Source organism: Pseudomonas sp. p50(2008) (assembly GCF_015351605.1).
In the GTDB taxonomy this organism is placed as follows: domain Bacteria; phylum Pseudomonadota; class Gammaproteobacteria; order Pseudomonadales; family Pseudomonadaceae; genus Aquipseudomonas.
The window spans coordinates 270,968-284,810 of record NZ_JACMYF010000008.1 but is presented as its reverse complement, the minus strand read 5'-3'; the positions used below and the strand labels follow the sequence as shown (position 1 = coordinate 284,810).

At 50.7% G+C, this 13,843-nt stretch carries 8 protein-coding genes and 1 pseudogene; 5 read left to right on the top strand and 4 right to left on the bottom strand.

Going from position 1 to position 13,843, the window contains the following annotated elements; all coding sequences use genetic code 11:
* Window positions 1-22 precede the first annotated feature (22 nt).
* From H7698_RS22930 to H7698_RS22920, 3 genes are all read left to right on the top strand, one after another.
* The gene (locus tag H7698_RS22930) at window positions 23-1,918 is read left to right on the top strand and encodes a site-specific DNA-methyltransferase (protein WP_038443679.1); all 1,896 of its coding nucleotides are present in this window, start codon (window positions 23-25) and stop codon (window positions 1,916-1,918) included.
* 9 nt (window positions 1,919-1,927) lie between these two features.
* On the top strand, window positions 1,928-3,586 hold the full coding sequence (locus tag H7698_RS22925; RefSeq protein ID WP_038443677.1) for an RNA-binding domain-containing protein: 1,659 nt from the start codon (window positions 1,928-1,930) through the stop codon (window positions 3,584-3,586).
* Window positions 3,587-3,712: 126 nt separating this feature from the next.
* The gene (locus H7698_RS22920; protein WP_038443675.1) at window positions 3,713-6,766 is read left to right on the top strand and encodes a type III restriction-modification system endonuclease; all 3,054 of its coding nucleotides are present in this window, start codon (window positions 3,713-3,715) and stop codon (window positions 6,764-6,766) included.
* A 565-nt stretch (window positions 6,767-7,331) separates the two neighbouring features.
* Here H7698_RS22920 and H7698_RS22915 read toward each other — a convergent pair.
* Genes H7698_RS22915 through H7698_RS22900 form a run of 4 tightly spaced genes read right to left on the bottom strand, consistent with a single transcriptional unit; the run spans window position 7,332 to window position 12,072 of the window.
* Window positions 7,332-8,393, bottom strand: coding sequence for a methyltransferase (locus H7698_RS22915; protein ID WP_038443673.1), 1,062 nt, complete (start codon window positions 8,391-8,393; stop codon window positions 7,332-7,334).
* The gene (locus tag H7698_RS22910) at window positions 8,383-9,321 is read right to left on the bottom strand and encodes a hypothetical protein (protein ID WP_051903158.1); all 939 of its coding nucleotides are present in this window, start codon (window positions 9,319-9,321) and stop codon (window positions 8,383-8,385) included. The genes H7698_RS22915 and H7698_RS22910 overlap by 11 nt, the downstream gene beginning before the upstream one ends.
* Window positions 9,318-11,189: an ORC-CDC6 family AAA ATPase gene (locus H7698_RS22905; protein ID WP_038443670.1), complete on the bottom strand. Its 1,872-nt coding sequence runs from the start codon at window positions 11,187-11,189 to the stop codon at window positions 9,318-9,320. Before H7698_RS22905 ends, H7698_RS22910 begins: the two co-directional genes overlap by 4 nt.
* Window positions 11,176-12,072 (bottom strand): phosphoribosyltransferase-like protein, encoded by an 897-nt coding sequence (locus H7698_RS22900; protein WP_038443667.1) that lies wholly within the window; start codon window positions 12,070-12,072, stop codon window positions 11,176-11,178. The genes H7698_RS22905 and H7698_RS22900 overlap by 14 nt, the downstream gene beginning before the upstream one ends.
* A 546-nt stretch (window positions 12,073-12,618) precedes the next feature.
* Here H7698_RS22900 and H7698_RS22895 point away from each other — a divergent pair.
* Both H7698_RS22895 and H7698_RS31400 read left to right on the top strand, forming a co-directional pair.
* Window positions 12,619-12,810, top strand: a pseudogene (locus H7698_RS22895) (hypothetical protein); the annotation flags it as partial.
* A gap of 425 nt (window positions 12,811-13,235) precedes the next feature.
* Window positions 13,236-13,691, top strand: a complete 456-nt coding sequence (locus H7698_RS31400; protein ID WP_235205525.1) for a hypothetical protein — start codon at window positions 13,236-13,238, stop codon at window positions 13,689-13,691.
* The last annotated feature ends 152 nt before the right edge of the window (window positions 13,692-13,843 follow it).

The window sequence follows — 13,843 nt, the reverse complement described above, 5'->3', positions numbered from 1 at the left end:
TTCAAGAATTACAGGACGTCCCATGGACACGCTGAAGATGCACTCTAAAAACCTGACCGAAGCCAATATCGACAAGCTGGCTGAGCTGTTCCCCAATTGCATCACCGAAGCGTTGGATGCCCAGGGCGATTTGAAGAAGGCCGTCGACTTCGACCTGCTGCGTCAGGAGCTGTCTTCTTCCATTGTTGAGGGACCGCAGGAGCGCTATCAGCTGAATTGGCCGGGGAAGCGTGAGGCGCTGCTGGCAGCGAATGCACCGATTGCCAAGACATTGCGCCCGTGTAGAGAAGAGAGCGTTGACTTTGATACCACGCAAAATCTCTTTGTCGAGGGGGATAATCTCGATGCGCTAAAATTACTCCAAGAGGTTTATCTCAATAAAGTCAAGATGATTTATATAGATCCTCCTTACAATACTGGAAATGACTTCATTTATGACGATGATTTTTCTGAGGACGCGGAATCATATCTCAGGAAGTCAAATCAGAAAGACGAAAGACGGAGTCCGTTAGTTGCGAACTCTGAGTCCAATGGACGATTTCACTCTGCCTGGGTGAGTATGATTTACTCTCGGCTAAAGCTAGCGAGAAATTTATTGCGACATGATGGGGTTATATTTATATCTTTAGATGATGGTGAAATTGCTAACCTTAGAAAGGTTTGCGATGAGATTTTTGGTGAGGCTAATTTCGTAGCGCATATTGTGTGGCAGAAGAAATTTTCTCGCTCTAATGATGCGGCTTACTTTTCTACGATGCATGATAATATTCTCTGTTATGCGAAGAACTCAATTTCAAATGACTTATCTGGTTGGAGGTTAAACCTGCTGCCAAGAACAGATGCCGATAATGACGGTTATACGAATCCAGATAGTGATCCGCGTGGCCCATGGACTTCCGTTGTGTTGTCGGCCAAGTCGGGAAGTGACAAACTCAATTATGTAATTAAAACGCCGAGCGGTCGTGAGTGTAGTCCGCCAGATGGTAGGTATTGGAGTGTTAATAAAGAAAAATTCAATGATTTAGTACTGGATAATCGGATATGGTTTGGTAAAGGGGGGGAGGGGGTGCCTCGGCTTAAGACTTTTTTGTCCGAGGTTCAAGCGGGTTTGCGCCCAAATACAATTTGGTTTCATGAAGAGGTTAGTCATAACCAAGAAGCAAGGCAGAGTTTGAAAAAGCTGTTTGATGGTAAAGCGTTTTTTGATAGCCCAAAACCAATATCTATTTTGAAGCGAATGATATCTATTTCATCGGCCAATAAAGATGAAGTTTACCTTGATTTCTTTTCTGGATCCTCTACGACAGCGCACGCGGTAATGGAGTTAAATGCGGAGGATCAAGGCACTAGACGGCATATTTCAGTTCAAATTCCTGAGGCGTGCGATGCGGGTAGCGAGGCCTTTAAAGCCGGTTATGGAACTATTGCTCAAATAAGTAAGGAAAGAATTCGGCGAGCAGGCAAAAAGATCAAGGTTGAGTGCTCTGGCATGGAAGGTATTGAGCAGCTCGACATTGGCTTTCGGGTGCTGAAAATCGACACCTCCAATATGAAAGAGGTGTACTACACGCCGGATGCAGTGAGCCAGGATCTGCTCTCCGATCAAATCGACAATGTCCGCGAAGACCGCACCTCCGAAGATTTGCTGTTTCAGGTGCTGCTAGACTGGGGCGTGGATCTGGCCCTGCCGATCAACCAGCAAGTTATCGCCGGCAAGACCGTGTTCTTCGTTGACGGTAATGCACTGGCCGCCTGCTTCGATATAGGTATCGACGAAGAGTTCGTCAAACAGCTCGCAGGACATAAGCCGCTACGTGTGGTGTTTCGCGACGCCGGCTTCGCCAGTGATAGCGTGAAAATCAACGTCGAGCAGGTGTTCAAGCTGCTTTCGCCAGCTACCGAAATTAAGACGCTTTAAGGGGCTGATATGGATGCTCAAGCCATGCAGGCACTACTGGACTCCTTGATTGAGTGTTGGGAAAACGAGGTAGTGGAGTTCAAGCGCGCCGGGAACGATTACTCGACCGACGCCATAGGCAAGTACTTCTCTGCCCTGGCCAACGAAGCCAATTTGCGTAATCAAGAACGTGCCTGGCTGGTATTCGGTGTGGATAACCACAGTCGTAAGGCTGTGGGCAGCGATTACCGGCCTAAGGCGGAGAATCTGCACAGCCTGAAAATGCAGATTTCTGCTGCCACCGAGCCGAGCATCACCCTGCGTAATATTCACGAACTGCTACTTACCGAAGGGCGCGTATTGCTGTTCGAGATTCCGGCTGCTCCGTTGGGGATGCCGATTGCGTGGAAGGGGCATTACTACGCACGTGCTGGTGAAAGCCTGACCCATCTGGGTTTAGACAAGCTTGATGAGATTCGCCGCCAGGTAGGCGCGGCCGACTGGTCGGCGCAAGTAGTCGCTGGTGCTACCTTGGCGCATCTAGACGTTGCCGCGCTGTCTAGGGCGCGAGAGTCTTTCGCGAAAAAGTATGCCAACCGCTTTGCGGCGGATGACGTCATGAACTGGTCAGTTGCCACTTTTCTCGACCGCGCCAAACTGACCCGCGACGGCCAGATCACCCGTACAACGCTTCTATTGCTTGGCAAATTGGAGTCGGCGCACTTGTTGTCGCCGCATCCCGCCCAGATGACCTGGAAGCTGGAAGGCTCAGAGCGTGCTTATGAGCACTTCGGGTTACCGTTTCTGCTCAATAGCAGCGGCCTGTATCAGAAAATTCGTAACATCCAGATTCGCATCCTGCCGGAAGACCAGTTGCTGGCTATTGAACTGGCCAAGTACGATCAGAAAATTGTGCTGGAAGCGCTGCACAACTGCATTGCGCACCAGGACTACAGTCGTAATGGCCGAATCATTGTGACGGAGTTTCCTGATCGGCTGGTGCTGGAAAACGACGGATCGTTCTTTGAGGGACAGCCAGCGGACTACATTGCCGGAACCAAAACCCCAAGACGTTACCGTAACCCGTTCTTAGCTCAAGCCATGGCCGAACTGAACATGATCGACACCATGGGTTATGGCATTTATGAGATGCACCTTGGTCAGGCCCGGCGTTTCTTCCCCATGCCGGACTATGACTTATCCGAGCCACAGGCGGTGAGGATGACTATCCATGGCCGCGTTGTAGATCCCGCTTACAGTCGGCTGCTGATCCAGAAGACCGACCTTGCCCTTGTCGACATCCTGGCGTTAGACCGTGTGCAGAAAAGACTGCCGCTGGATGCCGCGATGGTGAAACACTTGCGCAAGGCTGGGCTTATCGAGGGCAAACGGCCCAATCTGTACGTTTCTGCTACGGTCGCCAAAGCAACAGCCAGTAAAGCCGACTACATCCGTACCCGTGGACAGGATGACGCTTTCTACAAGCAGATGATTCTCGATTTGTTGACCAAATTTGGTTCTGCTACCCGCAAGGATATCGACCAGTTGCTCAGCAACAAGCTCAGCGATGCTCTAGATGATGCGCAGAAGGAAACCAAGATCGGTGGTTTACTCACCAGCTTGCGACGTGCCGAGCGCATTAAAAATTACGGCTCGCGCAAGGCGCCAGTCTGGGTGCTTGCAGAATAAATGCAGAATAAATCATCCTGAGTTGCAGGATAAATGCAGAATAAATTAACGGTAAGTAGCTGATCCTAAAGGGCTAGACGCCTTGATTCTTACTTGCAATACCCTTGGGTCAGTCAGGAATTACGCATGAAACTGAAGTTTAAAGTCCAGCCCTACCAGACCCATGCGGTAGACGCCTTTGCCGACTGCTTTGCCGGCCAGCCAAAATCCTCGGGCGTGAGTTATCGCGTCGACCCTGGAGCTAAGCCTTTCGCACCGGCGGCACCGCAACAGATCGACCTGCTCGGTGCGAAGACGATTGAGCCTACTGAGGCTGGCTTCAAGAATGCAGAGCTAGCGTTGAACGTGGCGCAGTTGCTGGGAAACATTCAAGGCGTACAACGCCGGCAGAACCTACCGTTATCGGCGTCGCTGGCTAGCGACAAACATACGGGTTGCACCATCAACCTCGATGTTGAGATGGAGACGGGCACTGGTAAGACCTATTGCTACATCAAGAGCATGTTCGAGCTGAACAAACGCTTTGGCTGGAGCAAGTTTATCGTCGTGGTGCCGAGTATTGCCATCCGCGAGGGTGTGTACAAGTCGCTGCAAATCACTGCTGAGCACTTTCTGGAGAGCTACGGTAAGAAGGCGCGTTTCTTCATTTACAACTCCAAGCAATTGCACAACTTGGAGAGCTTTTCTTCGGATGCCGGCATCAACGTAATGGTCATCAACGTGCAGGCGTTCGCCGCCCGTGGTGCCGATCAGCGCCGTATCTATGAGGAGCTGGATGACTTTCAGTCGCGCCGTCCTATCGATGTGATCAAGGCTAACCGACCAATTCTCCTTCTCGATGAGCCGCAGAAGATGGAAGGGGCCAAAACGCTGGCGTCCTTTAGCGAGTTCAATCCGCTGATGATTGTGCGCTACTCGGCTACGCACAAAACCGAGTACAACAAAATCCACCGCCTTGACGCGCTGGATGCTTACAACCAGAAACTGGTTAAAAAGATCAGCGTGCGCGGTATTACGGTCAAAGGCCTGACCGGGACCAATGCTTATTTGTTCCTGCAGGACATCGAAGTCTCGACCAAATCGCCTGTGGCGCGGGTGGAGATCGAGATCAAGCAGAGCAGTGGTATCAAGCGCGTGATGCGCAAACTCGGCCGCAACGACAATCTGTACGACCTGTCCGGTGGGCTGGATCAGTACAAAGATTACGTGGTTGCCGATATCGACGCCCGTATCGACACGCTGAGCTTTACCAACGGTGTGGAGCTAGTTGCCGGGGAGGTCGTGGGCAACGTGGATGAGGCCGCCATGCGCCGCATCCAAATCCGCGAGGCGGTGAAGGCACATTTTCAGAAAGAGATGATGCTGTTCAGCAAGGGCATCAAGGTGCTGTCGCTGTTCTTCATCGATGAGGTAGCTAAATACCGCCAGTACGACGCAACCGGCGAATTGCCCGGCGAGTACGCTCAGATCTTTGAGGAGGAGTACAACGCCTACCTCACCGACGTGATGACGCTGGAAGACACACCCTACAACCGCTACCTCAAGGGTATTCAGGCTCGCCAGACCCATAATGGCTACTTCTCTATCGACAAGAAAAGCAAGCGACTAGTCGATCCCTCAGTGGGGAAAAAAGCTACTGAGACCGACGACGTGGATGCCTACGACCTGATCCTCAAGGACAAAGAACGCCTGCTGTCGCTCGACGAGCCGGTGCGATTTATCTTCTCCCACTCGGCTTTGCGCGAAGGCTGGGATAACCCCAACGTCTTCGTTATTTGCACCTTAAAGCACAGCGATAACAGCATTTCCCGGCGCCAAGAGGTGGGTCGTGGCATGCGCCTGGCCGTCAACCAGCTGGGTGACCGTATGGATGACCCGGCCACCGTGCACCAAATCAATGAGCTGACGGTGGTGGCCAGCGAAAGCTACAAGGACTTCGTTGGCGCACTGCAGAGGGATATCAGCGAATCGTTGTCGGCCCGGCCACGTGAGGCCAACGAGAATTATTTCAAAGGTAAAGTTTTACAAACTCTAACTGGCGACGTTGAGGTCTCTGCGCAACTGGCCAAGCAGATTTACAAATACCTGCTGAAAAACGACTACACCGACGACAACGATCAGATCACCTTGACCTACCACGAGGCCAAAAAACAAGAGCAGTTGGCAGAGCTACCGGCCGAACTGCAGCCCTATGCAGCCCAGGTGTTCCAGCTGATCGATAGCGTCTTCAGTGCGGCGCAAATGCCTGAGATTGGCGATGACCGCAAGGCCAAGATCAACCCCCTGAACTCGAACTTCGAGAAGAAGGAATTTCAGGCACTGTGGAACAAGATCAATCGCAAGGCTGCTTACACGGTTCACTTTGAAACCGATGAGCTGGTGGGCAAGTGCGTGGCGGCCCTGGATACTGAGCTGCGGGTTAAACCGATGCAGTACATCATCGAGCGCGGCAGCCAGCTGGAGAATGCCAGCTTCGACGATATGAAGAGCGGCACAGCCTTTAAGATCGCCGAAAGCTCGACCGAAAAGTACAACCACTCCGTTCATTCGGCGGTGAAATACGATCTGATCGGCAATCTGGCCGAGGACACCCAGCTAACACGCAGCACCATTGCCAGCATTCTCAAAGACATCAACGTGGCGGTGTTCAGCCAGTACAAAACCAACCCGGAAGACTTCATCGCCAAGGCCGCTATGCTGATCAACGAGCAGAAGGCCACGGCCATCGTCGAGCACATTGCCTACGATCCGGTGGGTGAAACCCATAGTTCGGACATCTTTACTGCCGAGAAGCCCAAGGATGATTTCAGCAAGGCTTTCGAAGCCAAGCACCACGTCTACGACTATGTGTTCACCGACTCCAGCATCGAGCGTAAATTCGTCGAAGAGCTGGACGCAAGCACAGAGGTGGTGGTCTACGCCAAACTGCCGAAGAGCTTCTTCATCCCGACCCCGGTCGGCAATTACAACCCCGACTGGGCCATCGCCTTTCAGGAAGGCAACGTGAAGCACATCTACTTCATCGCCGAGACCAAGGGCTCCATGTCCACGCTGGACCTACGTGCTATCGAAGCTTCAAAAATCGCCTGTGCACGCAAGTTTTTCGCCAAGATCACCTCAGAGCAGGTGAGGTACGACGTGGTGGATGGGTATGGGAAGTTGATGGAGTTGGTGAAATAATGAAAGCAACTGAAGCCAATCTGCTTAAGTTCCTTCGTAAATCGCCACAGCCTGCCCGGCAACATCCTGCAGTATTTTGACGTTAGTGCCCTAACGCGAGAGCGCCAAGGCGACTACCTATATGCCCCAAAAGTTGGGGCATAAGGCTCACACTGTGTGTGACCTCTGGGGCTATCGGGTGTGCGAAAAGTCGATTGATAATATGCGGCGATTGGACGAAAGAGCAGGCCGAGGAAGCCCCGGCCTGCTGGTATTGCGGGTTCAGGCGGAATGGACAATTAGAGGTGATGCCGAGATAAGGTAGAATTAGGACATTTGCGTCGCAAGCGGATGATCTATAAAAGTTTTATAGTAAACCACTCTAGGTTTCACTGATGGATGGGCGCAAACCTCGACCTTTCCTTGCACGCCTGTCGCGTGGTCTCTGGAATTTTCAATTCCGATAAGTAGATGCAGCGGCAGACCAAATGAGTGAATTTTCCCCTTATCTCGGCATACCCCGCTAGACAGGGCACGCCTGGGCTGGGCATCGATACGAAATGCACTGCATGTAAGCGGAGCTAGTCTATGTAGCTGCAGCTATAGCAAGTGAGGGCAACCACATACTTAATCTTGAGATGGTCACATAGCGTGCGCCTGTTCCTCGGTAAATATTTCTGAAATCCATCCACCGCGAGTGGATTCGACGCTCTGCTTTCATAGCATTCGCCTTAGTTTGAAACTCCAGAGCAATAACACAATCAGAAAGCTGGACAGTTGTTTCGAGGTTGATTGCTTTTACGAACTGCATGTCGGGAAGCCCGACTCTAGGAATCAAAATCACCCAACCTTTCGTTCTGCCTTTAGCGACAGTCGAGGTCTTAGAAATATCTACCGTTGAGCCAGCAATTACTACCTTTCGTATATCTGTGGAATGTAGAAAGGGTACTCCAGCCGGATCACTAACGTTCAAATGAACTGGAAGACTTCCGCGTAAGAGCGTCGCGGGGACGACGACGCTGCTAGGCTTCATCTCTTGCAGTGAAGAACGATGACGGCCTGGAGAAATTTGAACGACTGAAGCCTGTACCCTTGCGCCGTGAAATGTACATCGCTTCAGCTCAGCAATTTTTTGAAACTGATAATTCTCCTCCAATGTCTGGCGAGCAAAATGGTCTGTTTCGGAATAGAGCAGAGACTCCGGCGCTATCACAATTGCGCCCAGACTCGGCTGAAACAGCTCAAAGCTTCTTAGCAAATGAGCCATGGCGATGCTTCCCTTCATCTCTTTGCCGGCGAAGCAGATGTCGACAGACTTCTTTTTTCCGTGGCTGAATGGAGGGTTGAGTACTAGCAGGTCGACGGCATTTCGCTTCGATAGGACATCAACGGGGTCATTATGGAGCAAGTCGCCTACCGACAAATGCCATTCAGGCCTTCTTAAGCGCAGCTGGGATATAGCATCGACGTCTCGGTCTATTCCGAAGGATTGGACTGGTCCGAAAACGGCATTCGCGGCATCGAGTAGCCGACCTGACCCACAGGTCGAGTCCGCGCATGTTTTGGGTAAAAAGGGAAAATTCGCCCGCTCCAAAGCGCTCATCGCGACGTTCTCTGGGGTGTAGTACCTATCCATATCAATAGGCATGGAAGTCCTCAAAATCATAAATATGGACGATCCCCACGCCGGAGGTTCGTCCGCTTTTCTTAACCGGGTAGTCGAACATGATTTCCGTCGTCTCAGCGTATTTTATAGCGAAAAGTATGGAGCCGATTGCGTGTGGTTTGGTGCCGACGAGGGCCAAGTATATATAGTGGTCAGGGTAATCTCTACGGATCTTGTTCAATGCATTAAATGCCTCAAAAGGGCAGCTTGCACGAGCGTATCTGACCTCCGAATGAGCTCGATACTCGTCCAGAAACATTCGATTGCAGCCGACCGTGAACGCCGGATATTCGAGCTGAAAGCCGGGGACCCCCACAATTGGGATCACTTTTGGGGTCGGATCCAACTGGGATGCAAGATGTTCGGGTCGATTGCCCTCAAAGCCTAGCATCGCGATGAACAAGCATTTTTCTTCGTCTTCCGGCCCCGCTAACTGCACGAAACCGGGCAAAGGCGACAACCCTTCAAATGTAACGCTTAAATCGAAAATGGCGGATGAGGCTGGGCTCGGGTGAGGCGTGTAGGATTCGGGCTCGGCGTATAAAATGCGTGTCCGAATCTTCTGCGAGTATGCACTCTTCAGAAGCGGAGCCCAGATGTTGTGCGACAGCCCGGTAACGTCTATCAATATCTGCTTCGCGATAAAGATATCATTGATCGCATCTTCGTCCCTGAGGGATACGGTTTTTTCCGTTCCGTCATGAGTAACTAGGATGCTTTCTTTGTCGATGTTTTTGATAAAAATAATGCGCTTTGGATCGGAGGTGTGGATATGTTCCCACAAAGGAAGTCTGTCTCTGTACTCAGCTGAGTCAGCAGCCGATATTATTACTTCGTCAGCATTTATATCTGCTATGGTTATGTTCTGGAAGCGCTTGGTATTTAGCGACGGCGTAGGCATCGTAATCATTTCAATTCCTCGTCGTCATAGAACGCGGAGAATAGTGCGAGCTGCTCGGGAAGCTCCTCCTCAGATGTTTGCGGCCTATCATCTAGGAGTGTAGAGATGGCCCGAGAAGGTCGATTTTCTAACACGCTTATGAGAGTAGATGCCTCAATTGTCATTCGCCTTTTCTTACGATGGGATATCTCGAAAAACGCGCTGAAGATCCGGTGCAGACGATATTCATCATCTCGAAGCTCTGAGCTGCTGGTGGACTTAGTCCTAGGGTCGGACTCGAAAGCTAAGTGGCCAACGCCTTCTTGGAGTAACTCATGAACTCTGCTAGCTTCCGCTGGGCTTCCAGAAAGCACAAATGATGTAACTTCTGGGGTCTTTCCACTTGGTGCTCGAGCTAGTTCAAAAAAGACTTTACCAATTGCGAGAACAAGTCGTTTCAGCTGGACGCCGTGGTCTGCAAGTCCCTCCAGTTGATTGAGTCGTCTCTTTCCGACCTCTCTTGCCGCGAGCGTCTGAGATTTCGGGGATATTGTTAAAGGCGACTGTTTCGACGATTCTTCGTCCAGTTGATAACTGATGGCTGTATCGATCAGCTCCAGAAAATATCTAATATTTCCGGCTGCTAGCGAAAGAAGGGTTCGTTCTCCGCAGTAGTACTTTCTGATTCTTGCTCCTTTACGACCTTTCGACAACCAGAAAAGGCTAGCATAACCATGGTTGCCAAGCCTGGTCTTCCATTCAGTCTCGTTGTTGTACCAGTCTTGAGCGAGATCTTTTAACGACCCCCCCTCGCTTTCCTGCCAATATTTCAAAAAGTAAAGTTCGCCCTTCGACTTTTGTTGAAAGAACTCTATGTTTTTACTACCGTCTAACTCGGACAGAATGGCTGCGGCCACGCGGTCAGCGCCTAGAACTACGGCCTCTTCAGATAGAGATAGTTCTTGCAAGAACTCGCGGAGGTTGCTAGGGACTACAGCTCCGACGCTTTGAGCGTACCTTAATCTTAATTCCGCAACGGCCTTCGCGAAAAACTCGAAGCCCTCATCCGCAATCTCAATCTCGAGACAGTCGTCGGGTACTCTGAGTAAATCTTGGCCATCAAGCGTCTGTCTATTTCGTAGTCCATTTTTCCGGACGCCCATTTTGTAGGAAAGGGGCGGCTCCGCATGTTTTATATATGTATTAAGTATAGCCTGTTGATAATCAAGTAGATTTTCATACTCGTCGATACAGCAAAAAATTACTCTATCACCTAGCAAACCTTCTGCTCTTAATACCTCCGCAAAGGTTCGCAGTGGGGCCTCTGCCATGGATAGCGTTATCCCCATGTCTTTGAGCGGGTTGTTCACTTGCAACTGGAGAGACGATATGGATTTTTTTATTGTGCTCTTGAGTCGGACCAGTGTTTCACAGTCCTCCAAGCCAAGTTCATTAGATATTGTGCTGAGATGTTCTTCAGATAATTTTGAGCCCAGTCTAACTTCTAGCCAGGAGGTGAGAGTAACGAGTTCGCTGCAAACGATGAGATTAAAATAGTGGGCAAAAAGCTTTGACCATCGCTCCTCGTTGATACCACTTCCTGTGAACGCTCGGACACGATTCTTATTCATACGAACAAGAACGCCAAGATATTCTTGATCAGCGAAGGTCTGACCTTCTCCTTCAATTCTTTCCAGCATTGAGTCGTACCGCAGCGACTGGAGTGCAGTGGTTTTTCCTGTTCCGCGACCACCAACGAGAAAACATGGACGCATGACTTCAAGTTTGCCAAGATAGGTCGGTGTTACAAACAAATCCTTGAAATTAGCAGAAGGCCACTCAGCTCGGTTGTCGCCGAATAGCTGCCGTAAGACAGCATTTGGATTAAGCTCGCTCAATTAGTGGCTCCCAGTTGTTCGACCCCGGCGACCAGAATATCGGTAGTGTAGCGTCGGGTATCGAATGTTCAAAACCAAACATCAGTCCCCGCTGTTTATACCCGAACATCAAATAGTTCTGGTTCGTAGCTATATAATGTTCAGCGGGCGTTAAGCGTGTGCAGTATTTAGACAAAAACCTTAGAATTGGCGATCTCATGCTCGTGTTAGAGTCAAAAACACCCTGAAGGGTTGATTTTTGCTCAAGCACATGAGTGGCATATACTGCAACTGTTGGAGCTTGATTGTTTATATTTTTCAAGCCGAAGTCAGTTGTTACCAATGTCACATAAATTGCCGTGAAACCACTGATAGCGTTTGCTTTTTCAAATGACTTACTTGATTTGTCAACAGTCTTCCATGTGGATAAAAACTGATCGCCTGAGCCAACGAAATCATCGATGAAAACAACAGTCTTTCCATCGTAGGCGTGCTGAAGTGCGTCATCTGTATCCAAGATGAAGCTGTCATTCAAGTGAAGCAGCTGACGTGCCTTACGGCAAAGCAAATAGCCTGAATCGGTAGGGTTTGGATGCTCTCCCTTCACGGGCGTAAGGATTGCCGAGCCCAGGGCCGCTACGAGATCGTTTCCCCTTGGTGCTGAAGGGCCCTTAGGCATGCCGTCTCCAATCGAGTTGTAAGAGGCGACTAACAAAGCATCTGTCAATGTTCTGTTATAGAAAGTGAATTTATCCAAGAGAAATGCGGCCACGTGCGCATCTTGCTCATCGAAATTCATCAGCCAGGCGCGCGGGCGCAGCGTAGGCTCCGACGGCCATAGCCCTGCACGCTTGAGGATATCGCACTTAGCTAAAATCTCTTGGACTTGGGTATCTGCACGCAAGGGTGATCTCCATTTATCCTCGCTGCAGTTCGAGGTGCGCCGCTACCAATTCTGACGACTGCATCCATGTCCAGAAACGACGAAATAACACTTGGCGGATTCAGCGCGCGTATGGAAATTCTTAGCTGGAACAACGCTCGCATTTCCAATGCCGCTGGACATTTTAGGCTAGCAAAATGCTATCTAGCCGTCTACAGGCGCCTATGGCTGGTAGGCTGCAATCAACGCATGCTCGGGAATCCGAAGCTAAACAACAGCAAATCATGGGCGCGTTAGCCAGGTGCAGCCCCAACCCATTAGCTGGCGAATACCGACGAACGGTCATAGCCGTTTCTTGTTACGGTCAGGAAAACATTTTTGTAAAGTTTTGACCCCAAAAGCTCAGCTTTGACGAAGAAATTTTACGGAGAATCGTAAATTTCAACTTCATAAATGAGTACGCCAAAGCGCAGGTACGGGCCAAGGTTGAACAACCGATGGGGTCGCGGTGTTGGCGCTGACCGAAAACTGACCCGGTGGGTCAGTTTTCAATCAGCGCCAACAGCCGCCATGCGCCGCATCCAAATCCGCGAGGCGGTGAAGGCACATTTTCAGAAAGAGATGATGCTGTTCAGCAAGGGCATCAAGGTGCTGTCGCTGTTCTTCATCGATGAGGTAGCTAAATACCGCCAGTACGACGCAACCGGCGAATTGCCCGGCGAGTACGCTCAGATCTTTGAGGAGGAGTACAACGCCTACCCGCCTTATTGATCCCAACGCTTCCCTGATTGCTGGTCGTGGCTAATGGCTCATTGATATGCCTGCGGGCCTGCTTCATGCTGGTTGGTGATTTTCGACACCGATGTAGCTGACATGAGCGATGCGCGGCGGTGGGCTTTGTAATTATTCAATGGATGAGAGTCATGATCAAGAAATCGGTAACGGACCTCGCTTTTGTAAGCAGTAAGACGCCTCTGCCTACCGTTGAGGTAAACGTGGACAGTCTCGAGGCGTCAGGGCGCGGTCTCCATTCTACGGTTATGGGTGTGCTGTCCAGGTTGGCCAGGGAAGACCACTCGCTTAGAACAACCGTTTACCTATACGGTTCGGTAAGCGTTAATTTTCATGAACCTTGCTGGTCAGAATTTCTAATTGTGGCGGGGCCGAAAAGAGCTCTCACGGCCATGAGCGACGGCTTTCGATTGCCAGGCGTGAGATCGCGTAACAGCGATTATTTAATGCCTTCGTCAGGCAAGCGTACTTTTCATGTCGAAGATGGCCTGGTGTGGGAACAGGAGGACGGTGCTACCTGGTATACCCATGGTTTGGCAGAAGACGATGGCGCTGATGTCGACGACGGAGATCTTGAACCGTTCGAGGAGGAAGGCGGGCCTTCGTTGATAGCCTCGGACGATGAGGCGCTTGAGGATGACGACGCGGATGAAGATATCGTCGCTACGGGGAGGAAGGCTGCTCGGTTTCGTGCTGCACGATCGGACGCTAAAGTCAGCAGCATTCGGTCGACTATCGAGGAGGTGTTCGGCCTGCCATCGGGTTCGGTTGCGCTGTGTGGGCCTGACGGAAGTCCACTTCGAGGCAATGCATTGATCAAGACGTTGCGTAAGCGGTGGGATGAGTAGTGAATACCGAGAAGCCCGAAATGAACAAGGCGCAACGATGAGAGCGTCAGGACTCAGACCGGCCTTTTACTTTTTCGTCTGAAGTGATAATACATCTGGGATCGCCGCTTTGCCTTGTTCTGTCCTTCGTGCAAAAGCTTCAAGGTGTCTAG